Origin of the sequence: Demequina phytophila, assembly GCF_000971135.1 — a bacterium.
GTDB classification, from domain to species: Bacteria; Actinomycetota; Actinomycetes; order Actinomycetales; family Demequinaceae; genus Demequina; species Demequina phytophila.
In genome coordinates this window covers 1-19,392 of the sequence record NZ_BBLW01000011.1, presented here as the reverse complement: position 1 = coordinate 19,392, position 19,392 = coordinate 1, and the positions used below count along the sequence as shown (strand labels likewise).

At 71.2% G+C, this 19,392-nt stretch carries 17 protein-coding genes, 1 tRNA gene and 1 pseudogene; 6 read left to right on the top strand and 13 right to left on the bottom strand.

Features of this window, described 5'->3' with window-relative positions:
• Both AOM01_RS14650 and recR read left to right on the top strand, forming a co-directional pair.
• A pseudogene (locus AOM01_RS14650) lies at positions 1 to 633 on the top strand (DNA polymerase III subunit gamma and tau); the annotation flags it as partial.
• A 52-nt stretch (positions 634 to 685) separates the two neighbouring features.
• Positions 686 to 1,282 (top strand): recombination mediator RecR, encoded by a 597-nt coding sequence (gene recR / locus AOM01_RS14020; protein ID WP_062294697.1) that lies wholly within the window; start codon positions 686 to 688, stop codon positions 1,280 to 1,282.
• 138 nt (positions 1,283 to 1,420) lie between these two features.
• Here the strand turns inward: recR and AOM01_RS14015 are convergent, their stop codons facing one another.
• The 3 genes from AOM01_RS14015 to AOM01_RS14005 all read right to left on the bottom strand — a co-directional run bounded on the left by AOM01_RS14015 (position 1,421) and on the right by AOM01_RS14005 (position 5,202).
• On the bottom strand, positions 1,421 to 2,653 hold the full coding sequence (locus tag AOM01_RS14015) for an ABC transporter permease (protein ID WP_062294695.1): 1,233 nt from the start codon (positions 2,651 to 2,653) through the stop codon (positions 1,421 to 1,423).
• Positions 2,650 to 3,585 carry an ABC transporter ATP-binding protein gene (locus tag AOM01_RS14010; protein ID WP_062294693.1) on the bottom strand — a complete coding sequence of 312 codons (936 nt, stop codon included), beginning with the start codon at positions 3,583 to 3,585 and terminating at the stop codon, positions 2,650 to 2,652. The genes AOM01_RS14015 and AOM01_RS14010 overlap by 4 nt, the downstream gene beginning before the upstream one ends.
• Before the next feature lie 99 nt (positions 3,586 to 3,684).
• On the bottom strand, positions 3,685 to 5,202 hold the full coding sequence (locus AOM01_RS14005; protein WP_062294691.1) for a carboxylesterase/lipase family protein: 1,518 nt from the start codon (positions 5,200 to 5,202) through the stop codon (positions 3,685 to 3,687).
• A gap of 115 nt (positions 5,203 to 5,317) precedes the next feature.
• On the opposite strand from AOM01_RS14005, the gene AOM01_RS14000 reads away from it, so the two are divergent.
• A complete protein-coding gene (locus AOM01_RS14000) occupies positions 5,318 to 6,589 on the top strand; it encodes an aspartate kinase (protein ID WP_174441901.1) in 1,272 nt (423 codons plus the stop codon).
• Complete coding sequence (locus AOM01_RS13995) at positions 6,586 to 7,629, top strand: aspartate-semialdehyde dehydrogenase (protein ID WP_062294689.1); 1,044 nt, start codon at positions 6,586 to 6,588, stop codon at positions 7,627 to 7,629. The genes AOM01_RS14000 and AOM01_RS13995 overlap by 4 nt, the downstream gene beginning before the upstream one ends.
• A gap of 165 nt (positions 7,630 to 7,794) precedes the next feature.
• Here AOM01_RS13995 and AOM01_RS13990 read toward each other — a convergent pair whose 3' ends face one another.
• The 8 genes from AOM01_RS13990 to AOM01_RS13955 form a co-directional block, all read right to left on the bottom strand.
• Complete coding sequence (locus AOM01_RS13990) at positions 7,795 to 9,363, bottom strand: L-lactate permease (protein ID WP_062294687.1); 1,569 nt, start codon at positions 9,361 to 9,363, stop codon at positions 7,795 to 7,797.
• Between the two features lie 104 nt (positions 9,364 to 9,467).
• Positions 9,468 to 10,745, bottom strand: a complete 1,278-nt coding sequence (locus AOM01_RS13985; protein ID WP_062294685.1) for a sugar ABC transporter permease — start codon at positions 10,743 to 10,745, stop codon at positions 9,468 to 9,470.
• Positions 10,742 to 11,494, bottom strand: coding sequence for an ATP-binding cassette domain-containing protein (locus AOM01_RS13980; RefSeq protein ID WP_228374323.1), 753 nt, complete (start codon positions 11,492 to 11,494; stop codon positions 10,742 to 10,744). Before AOM01_RS13980 ends, AOM01_RS13985 begins: the two co-directional genes overlap by 4 nt.
• 100 nt (positions 11,495 to 11,594) lie before the next feature.
• On the bottom strand, positions 11,595 to 12,689 hold the full coding sequence (locus AOM01_RS13975; protein WP_062294681.1) for a sugar ABC transporter substrate-binding protein: 1,095 nt from the start codon (positions 12,687 to 12,689) through the stop codon (positions 11,595 to 11,597).
• A 259-nt stretch (positions 12,690 to 12,948) separates the two neighbouring features.
• The gene (locus AOM01_RS13970; RefSeq protein ID WP_156156007.1) at positions 12,949 to 13,554 is read right to left on the bottom strand and encodes a hypothetical protein; all 606 of its coding nucleotides are present in this window, start codon (positions 13,552 to 13,554) and stop codon (positions 12,949 to 12,951) included.
• A gap of 244 nt (positions 13,555 to 13,798) precedes the next feature.
• Positions 13,799 to 13,872: transfer RNA gene (locus AOM01_RS13965), tRNA-Pro, on the bottom strand.
• Between the two features lie 47 nt (positions 13,873 to 13,919).
• Complete coding sequence (locus AOM01_RS13960) at positions 13,920 to 14,822, bottom strand: metallophosphoesterase (protein ID WP_369401594.1); 903 nt, start codon at positions 14,820 to 14,822, stop codon at positions 13,920 to 13,922.
• Between the two features lie 2 nt (positions 14,823 to 14,824).
• Complete coding sequence (locus AOM01_RS13955; RefSeq protein ID WP_062294677.1) at positions 14,825 to 17,389, bottom strand: penicillin-binding protein; 2,565 nt, start codon at positions 17,387 to 17,389, stop codon at positions 14,825 to 14,827.
• A 78-nt stretch (positions 17,390 to 17,467) separates the two neighbouring features.
• Between AOM01_RS13955 and sp36 the strand changes: the two genes are divergently transcribed.
• Entirely contained in the window at positions 17,468 to 17,626 is a 159-nt protein-coding gene (sp36, locus tag AOM01_RS14525) for a Sp36 family protein (protein WP_156156006.1), read from the top strand.
• A 2-nt stretch (positions 17,627 to 17,628) separates the two neighbouring features.
• Positions 17,629 to 18,102 carry a RidA family protein gene (locus AOM01_RS13950; protein WP_062294675.1) on the top strand — a complete coding sequence of 158 codons (474 nt, stop codon included), beginning with the start codon at positions 17,629 to 17,631 and terminating at the stop codon, positions 18,100 to 18,102.
• Positions 18,103 to 18,253: 151 nt separating this feature from the next.
• Here AOM01_RS13950 and AOM01_RS13945 read toward each other — a convergent pair whose 3' ends face one another.
• Both AOM01_RS13945 and AOM01_RS13940 read right to left on the bottom strand, forming a co-directional pair.
• The gene (locus AOM01_RS13945; RefSeq protein WP_062294673.1) at positions 18,254 to 18,946 is read right to left on the bottom strand and encodes a Crp/Fnr family transcriptional regulator; all 693 of its coding nucleotides are present in this window, start codon (positions 18,944 to 18,946) and stop codon (positions 18,254 to 18,256) included.
• A 1-nt stretch (position 18,947) separates the two neighbouring features.
• Positions 18,948 to 19,352, bottom strand: coding sequence for a hypothetical protein (locus AOM01_RS13940; RefSeq protein ID WP_156156005.1), 405 nt, complete (start codon positions 19,350 to 19,352; stop codon positions 18,948 to 18,950).
• Between the last annotated feature and the right edge of the window lie 40 nt (positions 19,353 to 19,392).

The window sequence follows — 19,392 nt, the reverse complement described above, 5'->3', positions numbered from 1 at the left end:
GCACACGCGCCCGCGCGCGCGGCAACCCCGACCCCCACCCCGGCCCCGGAGCCCGCGGCACCCGCCGGCGGCGCCGCGGACACGGAGCTCGTCCGTCGCCGTTGGCCCGAGGTGCTCGGCACGCTCGAGAAGTGGCGCGTCACGTGGACGCTCGTGAGCCAGAACGCGCAGGTCGCCTCCGTCTCGGACGGCACGCTGTCCCTCGCGGTCGCGAACCCCAACCTCGTCTCCATGCTCGACGGCGGCAAGCACGCGGAGAACCTCCAGCTCGCGATCCGCGAGACGCTCGGGCTGCAGCTCCGCATCTCGGCGGTGGCCGGGCCCGCGGCACCAGCCGCCGCGTCGCGCCCGACTCCGGCACCCGCCGTCGCCGCACCTGCGGCGCCCGCGGCACCCGCCCCCGCGTCGGCACCGACCCCCGTCGCTCGGCCGGCGACGGTCGCGGCCGCCCCGGCCCCCGCATCGTCCCCTAGCGATGCTCCGCCTCCGTGGGACGTGCCGCCGCCGGAGGACGAGCCCCCGTTCCACGACGAGGAGGAGATCTCCGCCGACGACGCGCGCGCCGAGGACGCCGGGCTCAGCGCCGCGGAGATCCTCGCGAAGGAGCTCGGCGGAACGGTCATCGAGGACTGAGGACGTGCGCGGCTGACCGGCCGCGTCGCCCCATGCGCCTACGCTTGTCCCCATGTACGACGGCGCGGTTCAGGACCTCATCGACGAGCTCGGGCACCTCCCGGGCATCGGCCCCAAGAGCGCCCAGCGCATCGCCTTCCACCTGCTGTCCGCGGACCCGACGGACGTGCGCCGCCTCGCGGACACGATCATCACGGTCAAGGAGAAGGTGCGCTTCTGCACCACCTGCGGCAACGTCGCCGAGGCCGAGCAGTGCCGCATCTGCCTCGACCCGCGCCGCGCCGAGGACCTGCTGTGCGTGGTCGAGGAGGCCAAGGACGTGGTGGTCATCGAGCGCACGCGCGAGTTCCGCGGCCGGTACCACGTGCTCGGCGGCGCGATCGACCCCATGAACGGGGTGGGCCCCGACGACCTGCGCATCCGCGAGCTCCTCACCCGCCTGGGCGACGGCCGCATCGAGGAGGTCATCATCGCGACCGACCCGAACATCGAGGGCGAGGCCACCGCGACGTACCTCACGCGCATGCTCGTGCCCATGGGGGTCACCGTCTCGCGCCTCGCCTCGGGGCTGCCCGTCGGCGGCGACCTCGAGTACGCCGACGAGGTCACGCTGGGACGCGCCTTCGAGGGCCGCCGCAAGGTCAGCTAACCCGCGCCCCGCGAGCGCCTATCCACACAAGCCGACCCTGGATCCGGCCGAAGCGAGCATGTTCGCGGTCACAAACGGCCGTTCGTGTGGATCAACGCATTTCTTGTGTGGAGAGGCGCTCGCGACAGTGGCGCCGGGTCAGGCCACCCGCGATCCCTGGCGCAGCTTGACGTACGGCACGCGCAGGCGGGCCACCACGATCCACAGCGAGCCGAGCAGCAGGATCCCCTGGACGCCGAGCCCGATCCACGGCGCGCGCGGGTACACGGAGTTGGCCTCCTGCTCCGCCTCCCAGTCGCCGTTGCCGCCGTTGTAGGCGTCGCCGTTGTACTCGGCGACGAGCATGGCGCACTCGTCCCACTGCTCGCCGGCGAGGTCGGCCTCCGAGGGCCCGATCCGGGAGTCGCTCACCCACCGGTGCATCTCGGCGAACAGGCCGGGCGCGGCGCGGCCGTCCTCCTCCCAGGTGTCGTAGCTGATGATCGGCGACGACTCCCCGATCAGCACCACCGGGTTCGACAGCAGCAGCCAGGCGGTGCGCTCGGTGTGGGCGACGCCGTACTCGTACGGGTTCTGATCGGTCATGCACGGCAGGGTCGACGGATCCACCTCGGACCAGTCCCAGTTCTCGTACGCGGTGCGCTGCTCGTCGGTGAGCGACTCGTAGTCGACGTACCTCGACTGGTCGGTCACGGTCTCCGACACCAGCGGCTGCGTGAACACGAACGCGAGCAGCGTCCCCAGCAGCAGCGCCCCCGTGGTGAGGTGCGCGAGCGACACCGACGCGACGGCGCGCGCCGCGATGGCAGACCACGCGAGACCGATCGCGGTCGACGTGAGCACCACCAGCAGGATCACGCCGATCACGATGAGCAGCTCGTCCCAGTGCCAGCCCGACCGCGTGAAGGCGTAGACGAGGAAGGGCGTCATGGTGAGCAGCACCACCACGGCGATCAGCCAGGAGGCCAGCAGCTTGCCGAGCGCGAGGTCGCCCGCGGTGAGGCGCGTCATCTGGAGCGGCGCGAGCACGCCCTCCGATGAGTCGCCGTTGATCGACGTCGCCGCGAGCGACGGCGCGATGAGCATGCCGGCGCCGAGCACCAGCACGAGCACCAGCTCCATCGGCATCGACGTCTTCTCGCCACCGCTCACCACCGCGAGCAGGATGCCCAGGCCGAGGATGATCGCGAGCAGCAGCCCGTAGAAGATCCACCCCTTCGCGGTGGGACGCCGGCGCCGCAGCTCGATGCCGGTGACCAGCCACACGCCGCCCGGGGTGGGCAGCCACGGGTTGCCCGTGATCGCAGGGCGGCGGGACGATGCGGGCTCGGGGGCCGCGGAGGGCGCCGGGTTCTGGTCCACGAGGGTCATCGCCGCTCCTCCTCCATCGACATATAGGTCTGTTCGAGCGCGCTGCCCGCGGGACCGAAGCGGTGCACCTTGACGCCGTGCGACATGAGCCACGCGAGCGCCTGGAACGCCTCCTCCTCGTTGCCCACGCGGATCACCACGCCCGAGTCCTCGTCGTCGAACGGCACGCCGCCGTTCTTGAGGACGGAACGGAGCGCGGCATCGTCGAGCGTGGAGACCCGGTAGCGGCGCTTCGCATCGGCGACCTTGGCCGCGGCCTCGTCGCCGAGCGTGCGGCCCTTGGACATGAAGATCGCGTCGTCGACCATCTCGTCGAGCTCGGCGAGCACGTGGCTCGACACCAGCACGGCCTTGCCGTCCGCCGCGAGATCCCGCACCAGGGTGCGCAGCTCGATGCGCGAGCGCGGGTCGAGCCCGTTCGCGGGCTCGTCGAGCAGCAGCACCTGAGGGTCGTTCATGAGCGCCCGCGCGAGCGACAGCCGCTGCTTCTGGCCCCGCGAGAGCACCCTGGTGGGCCGGTCGGCGAACTCGCCGAGGTGCACCATCGACAGGAGACCGGTGCCGCGCTCGCGCGCCTCATCCTTGTGGAGCCGGTAGCCGCGCCCCATGAGGGTGAGCGTCTGGAGGCACGTGAGGTTGTCCCAGGACCCGAGCTGATCGGGCATCCACCCGATCGCCGCTCGCACGGCCGCCGAGTCGTGGCGCGGGTCCGCGCCCGCGACGCGGATCTCGCCCGCATCCGGCCGCAGCAGCCCGGCGAGCATCAGCATGAGCGTGGTCTTGCCGCAGCCGTTGGGACCGATCAGCGCGGTCACGGTCCCCGGCCGCACCTCGAGCGTCGCGTCGGCCACCGCGTGCACCGATCCGAACGATCTCGCGACGCCGCGCGCGCTCACCGCCGCGGTCATCACCTCCGGCTCCGTCGCCGTCATCTTCCCCCCAGGTTCCCTCGGGCGCGGGCCCCTCGCCGCGCGCCGTGAGCCCACACTCCCACACCGGGAAGCGCGCGCCCATCAGGGACACCCCGGATGTTATTCCTGGTGATCCCCCATTTCTGGGGCCTCCAAAGCGAGCGCCAGGCGCTCCTCTCCCTGGTATCCGGGCACCACCTCCCGCACGGGCTCCCCGTACACGACGGTCGCGCGCCCGTCCGCATGAACCGGGGCGTCCACACGCGCGTCGCGGATCAGGGCAAGCCAGTCGGCGTGCACCGCGTCGGCGAGCGCCTGCGGCGGCTGCGCACCCGTGCGCCGGAGCGCCGTGGGCTCACGCAGGATGTCGAATCCGAAGGGCAGCTCCAGGCAGTGCACCGCGAGGCCGTCGACCGGCGAGGCCCACCGGAAGTCGTAGGCCCAGGTGAGGGACGATGCGGCGGTCGCCGCACGCTGACCGGCCCACCGGGCGACGTGGCGGCGGAACATCCCGTCGGTGAGCGCCTGCCCTGCGACCGAGGCGGCGTCGGGTCCGGGTGCGCGGGAGGCGAGCGCCTCGCGCTCCGCCGCGGGCACGCCGCCGCGTGCGAGCAGGTCGAGCGGCTCGGCCCCCTCGAGCCCGGTGACGTGCGCGAGCGCGGCGTTGAACTCGTGCGCGGTCGCGCCGACGAGCAGCGCGACGTCCGCACCCACGCCGGCGGTGATCGCGCCGCTCACCGTGTCGGGGATGAGGTCGCCGTCGATCACGGGCGACAGCGGCAGGCCGCGCCGTCCCATCGCGCCCGCGAGCGGGTCGGTGGGATCGAGCTGGGTAGCCGCGTCCTGCGCGTCCAGCAGCGCCGTCTCGGTCACCGACGCGAAGCCGTCGCGGTCCGGCGCCACGCTCGCAGCGGACGCGACCCTCGCGGCGGCGGCCCGAGCATCGTCCTCCGTCACCGGCACGTCCGCGGGCGACAGCGCGAGCGCCCCGCGGAACAGGCCCTGCGCGGCGGGCAGCGTGAGCAGGCGCATGACCGCAGCACCGCCTGCCGACTGCCCGGCGATGGTGACCCTCGCCGGATCCCCTCCGAACGCGCGGATGTTGCGCTGGGCCCACGCGAGCGCGGCGAGCTGGTCGCGCACGCCGCGGTTGGTGGGCGCGCCGTCGATCCAGCCGAAGCCGTCGAAGCCGAGCCGGTATGCGATCGACACCGTCACCACGCCGTCGCGATGGAAGGCCTGGCCGCCGTACCAGGGGCTCGCGTGGGAGCCGGCGACGAAGCCGCCGCCGTGGAGGTAGACGAGCACCGGCAGCCCGGCGGCGGGCGACGGATCGGGGGTGCCGACATCGAGCGTGAGCGTGTCCTCGCCCAGGATGGTCGGCTCGGGCACGTACGAGTCGGGCCACGGCGAGCGACGCTGCGGGGTCGCGCCGTGCAGCACGGCGGGCAGGACCCCGTCCCATGGAGAGCGTGCCACGGGGGCGGCGAACCGGAGCGCACCCACCGGCGGCTCGGCGTACGGGATCCCCAGGAAGATCGCGGCGCGGCTCACGCCGCCATCGGCGGAGACGTGGTCGCGCCAGGCGCCGCTCACGGCGCCGGACTCCGTACGGATCATGGGTGCGTCGATGCTCACCCGGCCACCCTAGGGCCGGGACGATGCGGCCGCCCGGGACCCGCGCATCGTCCCCTAGAATGAGACACCGTGTCCGCTGTGCGGTCACGGACCCCCCTTCCTCCTGGAGTCTTCCATGTCCCTTGTGGTGCAGAAGTACGGCGGATCGTCGGTCTCCGACGCCGAGGCGCTCAAGCGCGTCGCGCATCGCGTCGCCGACACGGTGAGGGAGGGCCACGACGTGGTCGTCACGGTCTCCGCGATGGGCGACACCACGGACGAGCTGATCGACCTCGCACAGCAGGTGAGCGACGCTCCCGACCCGCGCGAGATGGACATCCTGCTGACCGCCGGCGAGCGCATCTCGATGGCGCTGCTCGCGATGGCGATCGGTTCCGAGGGCATCCCCGCGCAGGCGTTCACCGGCCCGCAGGCGGGCGTCATCACCACTGAGCACCACGGCCGCGCGCGCATCATCGACGTCGCCCCCGGTCGCCTCCAGCGCGCGCTGCAGGAGGGTCGAGTCGCGATCGTCGCGGGCTTCCAGGGCCTCAACCAGGAGACGCAGGACGTCACCACGCTGGGCCGCGGCGGCTCCGACACCACCGCGGTGGCGCTGGCCGCGGCGCTCGGCGCGGACGTGTGCGAGATCTACACGGACGTGGACGGCGTGTTCTCCGCCGACCCCCGCATGGTCCCCTCCGCCCGCAAGCTCGACCGCATCACCTACGAGGAGATGCTCGACATGGCCGCCTCCGGCGCGAAGGTGCTCATGCCCCGCTGCGTCGAGTATGCGCGCCGGTTCAACGTGCCCATCCACGTGCGTTCCTCCTTCTCCGGCCTGGAGGGAACGTGGGTCGTGGGGGAGACTGAAGAAGGAGACGAGATGGAAGACCCGATCATCGCGGGAGTCGCGCACGACAAGTCCGAGGCGAAGATCACCGTCACGGGCGTCCCCGACGTGCCCGGCTCCGCGGCCCGCCTGTTCGAGGCCGTCGCGCGCGCCGACGTCAACATCGACATGATCGTGCAGAACGTGTCGGCGACGAACACGGGTGTCACCGACATCTCCTTCACGCTGCCGGGCGCCTCGGTGCCCGCCGCGATCGCGGCGATCGAGGCGGACCACGCCGCGATCGGCTACGCGGAGCTCGTCACCGACGACTCGATCGGCAAGGTGTCGCTCATCGGCGCCGGCATGCGGTCCTCGTCGGGCGTGTCCGCGAAGTTCTTCGCCGCGCTGCGCGACGCGGGCGTCAACATCGAGATGATCACCACCTCGGACATCCGCATCTCCGTGGTCACGCGCGACGCGGACCTCGAGAAGGCGGTCAAGGCGGTTCACACGGCGTTCGAGCTCGACTCCACCGAGGGCGAGGCCGTGGTGTACGGAGGGACGGGACGATGAGCCTCACTGTTGCAGTCGTGGGCGCCACCGGTCAGGTGGGCGCCGTCATGCGCGAGCTGGTTGCGGAGCGCTTCCCCGACGCCGAGGTGCGCTTCTTCGCGTCCTCGCGCTCGGCGGGACGCACGTTGGGTCACCTGGGCCGCGACATCGTGGTCGAGGACGTCGCCTCGGGCGACTACGCCGGGATCGACATCGCGCTGTTCTCCGCGGGCGGCGCGGCATCGAAGGAGTACGCGCCGCTGTTCGCCGCGGCCGGCGCGATCGTGATCGACAACTCGTCGGCCTGGCGCAAGGACCCCGAGGTGCCGCTGGTGGTCTCGGAGGTCAACCCCGAGGCGCTCGACTCGATCCCCAAGGGGATCGTCGCGAACCCCAACTGCACCACGATGGCCGCGATGCCGGTCCTCAAGCCGCTGCACGAGGCCGCAGGCCTGGAGCGCCTGGTGGTCTGCTCGTACCAGGCGGTGTCCGGCTCGGGCCTCGCGGGAGTCGAGGAGCTGCACTCGCAGGCGCTCGCCGTGGTGGAGGGCGCGGACGCGCTCGCGCACGACGGCTCCGCGGTCGAGTTCCCGGAGCCCGTGAAGTACGTCGCGCCCATCGCGTTCAACGTGGTGCCCCTGGCGGGCTCCGTGGTGGACGACGGCTCGAACGAGACCGACGAGGAGCAGAAGCTCCGCAACGAGTCCCGCAAGATCCTGGGCCTGCCCGAGCTGCTGGTGAGCGGCACGTGCGTGCGCGTGCCCGTGTTCACGGGACACTCGCTGTCGATCAACGCGGAGTTCGAGCGCGGCATCACCCCCGAGGACGCCTACGAGATCCTGTCCGCCGCGCCCGGTGTGCGCGTCGAGGAGGTCCCCACTCCCCTGGCCGCCGCCGGTGGCGACGTGTCGCTGGTGGGACGCATCCGTCAGGACCGCTCGCTCGAGGGCACGCGCGGCCTCGTGCTGTTCGTGTCGGGCGACAACCTGCGCAAGGGCGCCGCGCTCAACGCGGTACAGATCGCGGAGCTGGTCGCGGCCAGGCTGAAGGCGGCCGCATAGGCCTCCGTCCCCGCGACCGGCGCGACCGGTCTCCACACGAGATCTGCCACTGGCGGCGCGTTCCTCACGGAACGCGCCGCCAGTTGCATGAGGGGCGTGTGCACATCGCGGGCGGCGTGTGGAAAGCGGTCCGGGTGACAGCCGCGGGACGATGCTCGGGTCGCCTCACGCGAGCAGGAGCGCCATCCCGCCGGTCATCACCAAGGTGACGAGCGCGACGGGCAGCGTCCCCTTGAGCAGCTCACCCTCACGGCCCGCGAGCCCCACCGTCGCGGCCGCAGCGATGATGTTGTGCGGACAGATCATGTTGCCGATCGCGGCGCCGGCGTTCTGCGCCCCGATGAGCGGCAGCTGCGCCAGGCCCGCCTCGGTCGCGGTGAGGTCCTGGAAGTCGGTGAACAGGATGTTCGAGGACGTGGCGGACCCGGTCATGAACGTGCCGAGCGCGCCCACGAACGGCGACAGCAGCGGCCACGCGGCCCCGGCCCCCGCCGCGGCCACCGCGAGCTGTGTCGTCATGCCCGACTCGGACATCGTGTACGCGACCGTCACCATCGCGACGAGCGCCGCGAACACGGGCACCACCTGCCGGGTCGCCACCGAGAACGCGCCGCCGACCTCGGCGCGCGTCGCGCGCTGCCACAACGCCCCACCCAGGAAGGCCACGAGAAGCAGCGGGCCGGGGTGGTAGAGCGGCTGGATGCCGTCCCCGAAGGCGCCGTCGAACAGGCTCCACGTGACGTCCCACGACTGCGACGCACCCTTGATGGGTGGCACCAGGCGGGTGAGGAGCACCAGCACCACGAGGATCGCGTAGGGCGCGGTCGCCGCCATCATGCCCATGTGGTGCGCCTCGCTGCGTTCGGCGGCGTCGGCCGCGCGCTCGACGTCGCGTTCCGCGGCCTCCTCGGGCCCGGTGAGCAGGGCGTGGGCGCGCGCCCGCCGCATCACCACGGCACGGACCAGCGCGATGAACACCCCCGCGCCCAGGATGGACCCGACCAGCGAGGGCAGCTCGGGCCCCACGAACCGCGCGATGAGCAGGTACGGCGCGAAGAACGAGACGTAGGCGACCGCCATCCACCTCCACGGCGGCCCGGCGGTCGGGATCAGGGTGCCCACCAGCCGCGCGACGGTGAGCGCCAGCACCACGCCGGTGACCAGCATGTACGGCGACACCGCCCACGAGAGGTCGACGGGGTCGTAGTCCACGATCGCCGCCTGCGCGAGCGTGGGCGTGCCGACCGCGCCGAAGGGCACCGCCGCCACGTTGCCGGCCATGGCGGCGACCACGGCGGTGACCGGCTTGAAGCCGGCGGCGACCAGGAACGGGGCCGACAGCGCGACCGGGGTGCCGAACCCGGCGGCACCCTCGATGAGGAGCGTGAAGAACCACGCGATGAGCAGGGCCGCGACCCGCGGGTCGGGGGTGATCCGGGCCAGCCCCGCCTCGATCGCCGACGTCGCGCCCGTCTTCTGCTGCAGGTGATGGATCCCGAGCGCCGGCCCGATGATGAGCATCACGGTGAGCGCGGTCCAGGCCGCGCTCACCACCACGCCGGTGACCCCCTCGACGCGTCCGAAGCCCTCGTCGGTGCCGAAATCGAACGTCGTGAGCGCGATCACGACCGCGACCACCGCCGCGGTCACGCCCGCCCAGATCGCGGACCACTTGAGCCCGATCATGAGCACCAGCACCACCACGATCGGCAGCGCGGCCAGCAGCGTATCCATCAACGACCCTCCCGCCGTCGACAACGTCCCTGGTTCACGCTAGCGCGGACGCGCCTGGCCGGCGCGGGAACCGGGCGTCGTGCGCGGGACGATGCGCGGGCCGGCTACACGCCGGTCGCACCGGACCGCTTGCGGGCGAGGGCGTCCACGGTGGCGGCGAGCACGAGGACCCCACCCGTCACGGCGAGGTTCGCGCCGGCGGAGAACTTCAGCAGGCCCATGCCGTTGGTGATGACCGCGATGACCGTCGCGCCGATGACGGCGTAGACGAGCCGCCCGCGTCCGCCGAACAGGCTGACACCGCCCACCACCGCGGCGGCCACACCCGACAGCACGATCTCGCGCCCCATCGCGGCGTCCGCCGATCCCACCTTGGACACGGTGAAGATTCCCGCCACCACCGACAGGACCGAGCAGACCACGAAGGCCGACCATTTCACCGCGGTGACGTTGACCCCGGCGCGCCGCGCGGCCTCGGTGTTGCCCCCGATGGCGTAGATGTAGCGCCCGAACCGGGTGCGGTCGAGCACGAACGTCCCCACCATGAGGATGAGCAGGACGATCGGCACCACGATGGGCACCCCCGCGAGCTCCCGCGCCGCCGTGCCGCGGTTCTGGTTGAGGTAGAACACGACCGCCGCGCCGAGCACCGCGATGACGCCGAGCTTCGCGTACATGATGCTGAGCGGCGGGTTGGGAGCGCCCGACGCGGCCCGGCGTGTCCGGTCGATGACCGCGACCGCGAGCAGGATGCCGAGCACGGCGACGAGCATGACCCAGCCCGCCCACGGAGGCAGGTTCTGATTCTGGATCGCGCGGATCTGGCTCGGGATCAGGCGGTACGTGCCGCCCGCGCCGATGATGACGAGCATGACGCCCTGAAGCCCGAGGAACAGGCCGAGCGAGACCACGAACGAGGGCACACCGATCTTGGCGACGAAGAAGCCGATGAAGGTGCCGACCGCGACGCCGATGCCGAGCGCGAGCAGCAGCGCGAGCGGCCAGGACATCCCGCCGGGCTGGGTGAGCTTGACGAAGACCCCCATGGCGACGCCGAACGTCACACCGGCGGAGAGGTCGATCTCCCCGAGCAGCAGCACGAACACGAGCGCCATGCCCAGCGTGACGAGCGGGGCCGCCTGCGTGAACAGGTTGGCGATGTTGCGCTCGGTGAGGAACAGCGGGTTCGCCGACGCGAAGATGATGACGAGCACCACCAGGCCTCCGACCGCCGGAAGCGGGCCCATGTCCCCGCCGCGGACCCGCCGCAGGTAGGCGGTGACGGCGTCGCGCACCCCGCCATGCCCGCCCTTGCCCAGCAGGCTGGGTGCGTCGTTCGCGACCTCGATCGCCGGGCCGCCGCTCTCGATGTCCGCACTCATGCCTGCACCTCCGTCATGCGCTTGGTGCCGGTGATGTACCCGACCACGTCGTTGGGGTTGGTGCGCTTCGCCTCGATGCGCGCCGTCATGGTGCCCAGGTAGAGCACCGAGATGTCGTCCGCGACGGCGAACACGTCCTGGAGGTTGTGGGAGATGATGACGACCGCCACGCCGCTGTCGGCGAGGCGCCGGACCAGGTCGAGGACCTGCGCCGTCTGCGCGACACCGAGCGCCGCCGTGGGCTCATCGAGGATCACCACCTTGGCCTGCTTGACCACGGAGCGCGCGATCGCGACGGTCTGGCGCTGACCGCCGGACAGGGACGCGACCTTCTGGCGCAGGGACTTCACGGTCTTCACCGAGAGCGTCTGGAGGGCACGAGCGGCCTCGGCCTCCATGCGGCCCTCGTCGAACGTGCCGACCGCCAGCTCCTCGCGCCCGAGGAACATGTTCTGCACGATGTCGAGGTTGTCGCACAACGCGAGGTCCTGATAGACGACCTCGATGCCCAGGTGCGCGGCATCACGAGGGTGGTGCAGCGAGACCGCGTCACCCTCGAAGAGGACCTCGCCGCCGTCGTAGGGCTGCACGCCCGCGAGCCCCTTGATGAGCGTCGACTTGCCGGCGCCGTTGTCGCCGACGAGCGCGGTGACCCTGCCGGCCTCGGCGGTGAAGTCGACGCCCTTGAGGACGTCGACGGGTCCGAAGCTCTTGGTCACGCCTCGCAGCTCGACGATCGGGGTTGCCATCATCTACCTCCTGGTGTCGGGTGGTGGCCGGCGGGTGCCGGGTGCGGGCAGGGGTCCCGCGTCGTCGAGACGCGGGACCCCCACCTCAGGAGGAGCCCTGTCAGGGAGCCGTGAGCCCGACCTCGTCGCACTTCGCCGCGACCTCGCCGGTGCAGACCTCGTCGTACACCGCGTTGCCGTCGTCGAAGACCTGCTGGATGTCCTCGGGCCCGACGAGCACCGGGGTCTCCGCGAAGAACGGCGTGCCGTCGTCGTACTCCTCCGGCGCCGTCGGCGTCTCACCGCTCAGCAGCTGGACCGCGAGGTCCGCGGCCGTGGCGGCCTCGAGCTGATACGGCTTGTAGACCGTCGCGGCCTGCTTCCCGAGAAGCACGTTCTGCAGTCCGGCGACCGAGGCGTCCTGACCCGAGACCGGGACCGTCAGCCCGTTCTTGTCGAGGATGGTGATGACGCCCGCGGCGTTGGTGTCGTTTGCGGCCCAGACCGCGTCGACCTTGCCACCGAGGTCCGTGAGCGCCTGCTCGAACTGGGTCGCCGAGTACTCGCCGTCCCACTTGCCCGGGGGCTCGGCGGCCGGGGTGATGCCCGCGGCCTCCATGACCGACACGGCGCCGTCGTGGAACTTGGCGGCGTTGCCGTCGGCGGGGTCGCCGCCGATGTAGACGACCACGGCCTCGGCCGGATCGACGCCGTTGGCGTCGAGCCCGTCGACCACCGACTGGCCCTCGAGCTCGCCGACCTTGAAGTTGTCGAACGAGACGTAGTAGTCCGCCCCTTCGATCGGGCGGTCGTACGCGATCACCGGGATGCCCTGCGCCTGCGCGTTCTCGGTCACGGTGATGCCGGCGCCGTTGTAGTCCACCAGGATCATCACGCCGCAGCCCTGCGTGAGCATCTGGTCCGCGATGGTCGAGTACTTGGCGGCGTCACCCTGGGCATTCTGGATGTCCGCTTCGAAGCCCGCGTCCATGATGGCCGTCTCGAGCGCGGGCCGGTCGCCGTTCTCCCACCGCGGCGAGGACGCCGCGTCAGGCAGGATCACGCAGGCGCGGCCGCCTTCGGCCATCGCCGCGCCGGAGTCGGAGGGCTCCATCGATGAGCCGTCCCCGGTGTCATCGCCGCTGGAACAGCCGGCGAGCACGAGAGCCGAGGCGGCGAACACCGCCCCCGCTGAGACAAGTTTGATTCGCTTCACGTCGCTATCCCTTCCCCAGGTGGGGCCTCGTTGCCCCCGATGCCACCACGACGTGCAGGTGCCATCACCGCCCAAGTTACGCCGAAAGAGCGCTCTCACAAGCGGTGGCAGTCACGTTTCGATAACGTTGTCATTCCTGGTCAGGTGGCAAATATGTCTTGCTTCACGGCGGGTCACGTCGCGCGATGCAGCGCGGGAGCGCGCGCGAGGCGTCCCCGGCGCGGCTGCCGCCGGGGACGCCTCGCACGCGGGCCGCTAGCTAGCGCGTTCCCTTCCAGACCTGGACCAGCAACTGCTCGACGTCCTGCTCCTCGACCTCCGCGTCCGTCGCCGGATCGGTGACGTACAGGGTGCTCTTCGCGTACGCCCGCACGTGGACGGGCCTGCCGTTCCGCCCGGTCAATGTGCCGCACACGCTGTTCTGCTCGTCCCGCACGCCGGTCTCGCCGTCGTAGACCGAGGTGCCCCACTCGCGGAAGTGGCCGTCGCCCGTGGCGCGCGGCCGGGGCAGGTTGCCGCACCGCCGCTCGAAGAAGTCAAACACATCACCCTTCTTGTAGCGGTAGAGCTCGACGGGGACCGTGGCGGTGATGCTGTAGCGGTCGCTGGAACCCGCCTCAGGAACATCGCCCTGCGCATGGACCACGCGGGTGACGGTCGACGCCGGGATGTCGCCGTCGTCCAAGCCGGCGCAGATGTCCGCCGCCGTCGCGCCGACGATCACCACCCAGTCGGGTGCATTGTTGAGGAGCGCGTTGTCGTAGATGCGGATCAGCTCGATCTCGGTCCGCGTCACGTCATCGGGACTGGCCTGGCCCGGCGCGGCGACCGAAACCGTCAGTGCCGCGATGGCCGCGCCCGTCATGAGGGCGCGCTTGAGCGTGCGATGTGCCATGGTGATGACCCCCCGGTCCGGCGGACCCCGGCGAACGCCTCCCCCTGTGGCTGCGCTCGCGAATCGCTGTCAGCGCGGCGGTCCGTGACGGACCACCGTCCAAGGTAGGTCGCGCGGCCGGTGCCCGCAATCGCTCACCCGGCCGACGCATCGTCCGTGCGCGGGGGAAAGGCGAAGGGCCGGATCCTTGCGGATCCGGCCCTTCTCTCAACCGTCGGGGTGACAGGATTTGAACCTGCGGCCTCCTCGTCCCGAACGAGGCGCGCTACCAAGCTGCGCCACACCCCGGTTTTTGAGCCCGCTAAGAATATCGGACTCGGGGCCGAAACACGAAATCAGCCCCGCGGGACCAGCGTGAGGACCGTCGCCTCGGGCCGGCATGCGAAGCGGATGGGCGTGTACGGCGACGTTCCCAGCCCGGCGGAGACGTGCACGTAGGTGCCGCCGCCGCCCGAGTCGGGACGCACCCCCGGCCACCCGTGCAGGCCGCTCGCACGGCTGGTGTCGAGGTCGCAGTTGGTGACCAGAGCACCGTAGAAGGGCACGCACACCTGACCCCCGTGGGTGTGGCCGGCGAGGATGAGGTCGGCGCCGTCCGCAGCCATCTCGTCCAGCACGCGGACGTAGGGCGCGTGCGCGACGCCGATGCGCACCGCCGCACCCTCGACACGGTCCGCCGCGGCCGGCATGACGTCGAGCCCGATGTGGGGGTCGTCGACGCCGACGAGGTCGAGCACCGAGCCCACCGCGGCGAGCGAGCCGCGCGTGTTGTTGAGGTCCACCCAGCCGCCCGCGGCGAGACCCGCGCGCAGGTCCTCGGTCGGCAGCTGCGCCTGGCGCGCCTGGAGCGTCGACGGGCCGCCGAAGTAGGCGAGCGGGTTCTTCGGGAGCGGCCCGTGGTAGTCGTTGGAGCCGAACACGAACGCCCCGGGCTTGCTCAGCAACGGCTCGAGCGCCTCGAGCACCGTCGGGACGGCGTCGGGGTGCGCGAGGTTGTCGCCCGTGGTGATGACAGCATCGATCTGCTCGTCGGCGAGGCGCCGCAGCCACGCCACCTTGCCGCGCTGCGACGGCGTGAGGTGGAGGTCGGACAGGTGGAGCAGCCTGAGCGGCCGGCTGCCCGCGGGCAGGATCGGCACCTCATGGCGACGCACCGTGTAGGAGCGCGCCTCCGCGAGCGACCACGCGAGCCCGGCTGCGGCCACGCCCGCGAGCGCGAGCGCCGCGCGCCTCGCCACCGTCAGTTGCCCCGTCCGCGGCCGTTGTTGCCGCCGTTGTTGCCGCCGTTGTTGTTCGAGCTGTCCTGGGTCGGGTCCGACCATCCCGCCGGCGGGTTGGTCTCGAACCACGCGGGCGGCCACTCGCCGGTGTACCCGTCCGGCGCGACCATCGGGTCCCAGCCCTGAGGCCACTTGGTGTACCAGCCGGGCTGCACGTCGGTCGCGACCGAGTAGCTGACGGTGGAGCCCGGCAACGTCTTGTAGTACGCGCTGGGCCACTGCGACACGATGGTCCCCGGCGCGTACTCGGTCGAGTAGACCTCGCTGCCCGAGGAGGCGAGCGAGAAGCCCGCCGCCGACACCACGCCCTTGGCGTCCTCCGGCGTCATGCCGATGATCGACGGGACCGGGATCGGCTCGCCGTAGAGCACGTCGTCGTTGGCGTCGGAGAAGCTCTTGACCGGCAGGTCCGCCACCGCCTGGTCCATGTACGCCTTCCAGGTTGGCGCCGCGAGCGACGAGCCGTACAGGTACTGGTAGTACGTGCCGTTGAGGGTGATGCCCTGGCCCGGCTCGTCCTCGTTCGGGTTGCCCAGCCACACCGTGGCCACGAGATTGGGCGTGTAGCCCATGAACCACGTGTGGGTGTTGTTGTTGGCCGTGCCGGTCTTGCCCGCCGCGGGACGCCCGTCCGCGAGGTTCACGTACTTGCCGGAGCCCGACTTCATGACCTCCTGCATCGCGTACGCGACGCCGTCGGCGATCTCCTTGTCGATCACGCGCTCGCAGTTCTGCTGCGGCACGTCGAGCTCCTTGCCGTCGGCGTCCGTGACGGACAGGATCGCGATCGGGTCGCATCGCACGCCCTCGTTCGCGAACACCTGCGCGACCTGCGCCATGGTGAGCGGCGACGCGTTCTGGGTGCCCAGCGCGATCGAGGGCACCACCTCGAAGTCCTCACCGTCCGCGCGGTGGAAGCCCAGCTTCTCCGCCGTGTCGCGGATGTCGCACAGGTCGAGCTGGTTCGCCATGTTGACGTACGCGGTGTTGACCGAGTTCGCGGTCGCCTTGAGCACGGTCTGCGTGTACGTGTAGGCGTTCTCGACGTTGCCCGGCTCCCACGTGCCGTAGTAGAACATCGGGTTGTCGAGGCAGCTGGCCTTCCACGAGTCGCCCGTGTACGCCTTCTGAGCACCGCTCACGTTCTCCATGAGCGAGCGCCCGCTCTCGAGCCATTCCGTCAGGATGATCGGCTTGAACGTCGAGCCCGGGGAGAAGCCGCGGGATCCACCCCAGTCGCGATCGACCGAGTAGTTGATCGCGGTGGATCCCGACTCCTCGGCCGACGGGTCGAAGGACTTCGACTGCGACATCGCGAGGATCTGGCCGGTGCCCGGGTCGAGCGACACGAGCGCCATGGCCCAGCCGCTCGGGTCATCGCCAGGGAGCGCGTTGGCGAGCGCCTGGTTGGCGGCCTTCTGCTTGTCCAGGTCGAGCGTGGTGATGACGTCCAGACCACCGCGGCTCAGGAGCTCCGCGCCGGTGAGCTCCGCGCCGTCCTGGTTGAACACGTCGTCGCGACGGATGATCTTGGTGACGTAGTCGCAGAAGAACGGCGCGTCCTGCGCGGCGACGCACGAGAACTTCGGGTTCGAGACCTTGAGGGTCTCCTCGACGGGGATCGAGCTGTACTCGTCGTACTCCTCCGCGGTGATGAACTCCTGCTGGTACATCTGGTACAGCACGGTGTCGCGGCGCGCCTTCGCGTTCTGCGGGTAGCGGATCGGGTCCCACTTCGAGGGGTTCTGCGTGATGCCGGCGATGGTCGCGGCCTCGATCGCGTTGAGCTTCTTCGCAGGCTTGGAGAAGTACAGCTGCGAGGCCGCCTCGGCGCCGTAGGTGTTCGCGCCGAACTGGGCGATGTTGAGGTACTGCTCGAGCACCTGCTCCTTGCCGCAGTCGACCTTGGGGTTCGTCTCGTCGCACTCGACGCCGTACTCGCGGTCGAGGTTCTCCTCGAGCGCGAGGGCGAGGCGCCATTCGCGGATCTTGCGCGTCAGCGACACCTCCGTCGCGGCGTCCTGCGCGTCCTCGTCGTCGGACAGGATCGCCTTCTGAAGGATCGTGTTCTTCACCAGCTGCTGCGTCAGCGTCGACGCGCCGGGCGAGTCGGGCGACGTGAGGTTGACGTACGCGGCGCGCAGCAGACCCTCGCCGTCGACTCCGTGGTGCAGCCAGAAGCGCTTGTCCTCGATCGACACCACCGCGTTCTGCAGCCACGGCGAGATGTCCTCGAGCGGGACCACCACGCGGTTCTGGTCGTAGAAGGTCGCGAGCAGGTGCTTGCCCGTGCGGTCGTAGATGTTCGACTGCTGGGGCAGCGTCACGGCGGACAGCTCCTCCGGCAGCTCCTCGAACAGCTCCGCCGACCCGCTCGCGGCGGATCCCGCGACCGTCACCGCAGGTAGAGCGAGGCCCGCGACCAGGAAGCCGCCCATGATCGAGAGGGCGACGAACAGCGCGAGCGCGGTGACGAGGTGGACGAACGTCACCTTGGTGCGGGGGCGCGAGGAGGACGAAGGCATGCAGCAATGGTAAAGGAGGCTCCTGAGAGCCCCGCCAAGGCCCCGCGGGGCCGACCGCCCCGGGCTAGGCTCGGCGGCATGACCACATGGGAATACGCGACCGTTCCGCTCATCGACCACGTCACCAAGCAGATCCTCGACCAGTGGGGCTCCGACGGCTGGGAGCTCGTCCAGGTGGTGACGGGCCCGACCGGCGGCCTGGTCGCCTACCTCAAGCGCCCCTCCGGGGAGAAGTAGCCGTGTCCGCGAGCCAGCGCCTCGCGGCCCTGGGCCTCACGCTGCCCGAGGTCGCGACGCCCGTCGGGACCTACGTGCCGGCGCGGCGTCACGGAGACCTGGTGCACACCTCCGGCCAGCTCCCGCTCGCGGATGGCGATCTGCTCGCCGTGGGCGTGGTGGGCCAGCGCGCGGGCGACGTCACGCCCGAGCGCGCGGTCGAGTGCGCGCGCCAGTGCGCCCTCAACGCCCTCGCCGCGGCCGCGCAGGCCGCGGGCGGCCTCGACAGCATCGAGTCCGTGGTCAAGGTGACCGGCTTCGTGGCCTCCGCGCCCGGCTTCACCGCTCAGCCCGCCGTCCTCAACGGCGCCTCGAGCCTCATGGTCGAGGTCTTCGGCGAGGCCGGCCGTCACGCCCGCTCGGCGGTGGGCGTCGCGGCGCTGCCGCTCGGCGCGCCCGTCGAGGTCGAGATCACGGTCGCCCTGCGCGCCCTGTAGCGGCCGCACCGGTCCGCTCGCCTATCCACACAGATTCGGCGCTCATCCACCACAAAGCCCGGTTTCCGACGCATATCGTCCGTAGGCGGACGATGCGGTGGTCACCTGTGTGGAGAGGCGCTCGTGGGCGAGGGGCCGGGGCGGGGGCGGGTCAGCGGGAGCGGGCGCGCAGCCGCTCGGGCTCGTAGACCTCGACGGCGCCGATGTGGACGTCGATCCAGCCGCGCGAGGCGAAGTCCGCGAGCGCCTTGTTGACGGTCTCGCGTGACGCGCCCACCAGCTGCGCCAGCTCCTCCTGCGTGAGGCCGTGACGCACGGTGACATGCCCGCGCTCCATGCGGCCGAACCGGTGGCCCAGGTCCAGGATCGCCTTGGCGACGCGCCCGGGGACGTCGGAGAAGACCAGGTCCGCCATGGTGTTGGACTGGCGCCGGATCCGCTGCGCGAGGGCGCGCAGCATGTGCCGGGACATCTCGAGATGGTCGTCGAGCCACACGTCGAGCACCTGCTTGGGCAGCTCGTAGACGATCGTGTCCTCGACCGCATGCGCGCGGGACAGGCGCGGGCCTGGGTCGAACACCGACAGCTCGCCCAGCATGTCGCCCACGCCCACGAGGGCGAGCAGGTTCTCGCGGCCGTCGCGCGCGGTGCGGGCGAGCTTGACCTTGCCCTTGACCACCACATAGAGCGCGTGGCCGTCGTCCCCCTCGACGAAGAGGTTGTCGCCGCGCGACAGCTCGCGTCGCCGCATCTGGGAGATCAGGGAGCGCGCCGTGGCGGCATCCATGCCGCCGAAGAGCGGCGACGACCGGAGCAGCTGCTCCTCGCGGCCCGCCTCGGGCATGTCACGCCTCCTTGGTCGCAGTCTCCGCTCGATGCGCGTGCGCCAACGCACGCACCATCTGGGCCGTCACATTATCAAGGGTCGCGGCCACGCGGGACTCGTACTCACCGAGGCGCGCGTCAAGCGCTCCCAGGTCCTCGAGAGACCCGACCGTGAAGCCGGTGGAATCCGGCCACACGGCCTTCGCGAGCTCGGACGAGGTGGGAGCGCCCGCGGCGAGCGCCTCCCACGACAGGTCGAGCGCGGCCGACGAGTGGACGTCGGGTTGGGCGAGGAACGCGAGCGCGAGCTCGCGTCGCGCATGGACCAGGCGTCGCCACCAGCGCACACGCGCCAGCTCGCGGCGCATGTCGCGGCGACGCTGGCGAAGGTCGGCGATCACGTCGGCAGCCACCGCTGTGGTCACATGCACCTCCCTCGGGCCTCGCGCACCCTGTGCGCCTGTC

Excerpts from the sequence above, each read along its gene's own strand:
- recR (WP_062294697.1), top strand. The coding sequence starts at position 686 with ATGTACGACGGCGCGGTTCAGGACCTCATCGACGAGCTCGGGCACCTC.
- AOM01_RS14015 (WP_062294695.1), bottom strand. The coding sequence starts at position 2,653 with ATGACCCTCGTGGACCAGAACCCGGCGCCCTCCGCGGCCCCCGAGCCC.
- AOM01_RS14010 (WP_062294693.1), bottom strand. The coding sequence starts at position 3,585 with ATGACGGCGACGGAGCCGGAGGTGATGACCGCGGCGGTGAGCGCGCGC.
- AOM01_RS14000 (WP_174441901.1), top strand. The coding sequence starts at position 5,318 with ATGTCCCTTGTGGTGCAGAAGTACGGCGGATCGTCGGTCTCCGACGCC.
- AOM01_RS13995 (WP_062294689.1), top strand. The coding sequence starts at position 6,586 with ATGAGCCTCACTGTTGCAGTCGTGGGCGCCACCGGTCAGGTGGGCGCC.
- AOM01_RS13990 (WP_062294687.1), bottom strand. The coding sequence starts at position 9,363 with ATGGATACGCTGCTGGCCGCGCTGCCGATCGTGGTGGTGCTGGTGCTC.
- AOM01_RS13985 (WP_062294685.1), bottom strand. The coding sequence starts at position 10,745 with ATGAGTGCGGACATCGAGAGCGGCGGCCCGGCGATCGAGGTCGCGAAC.
- AOM01_RS13980 (WP_228374323.1), bottom strand. The coding sequence starts at position 11,494 with ATGGCAACCCCGATCGTCGAGCTGCGAGGCGTGACCAAGAGCTTCGGA.
- AOM01_RS13970 (WP_156156007.1), bottom strand. The coding sequence starts at position 13,554 with ATGACGGGCGCGGCCATCGCGGCACTGACGGTTTCGGTCGCCGCGCCG.
- AOM01_RS13955 (WP_062294677.1), bottom strand. The coding sequence starts at position 17,389 with ATGCCTTCGTCCTCCTCGCGCCCCCGCACCAAGGTGACGTTCGTCCAC.
- sp36 (WP_156156006.1), top strand. The coding sequence starts at position 17,468 with ATGACCACATGGGAATACGCGACCGTTCCGCTCATCGACCACGTCACC.
- AOM01_RS13945 (WP_062294673.1), bottom strand. The coding sequence starts at position 18,946 with ATGCCCGAGGCGGGCCGCGAGGAGCAGCTGCTCCGGTCGTCGCCGCTC.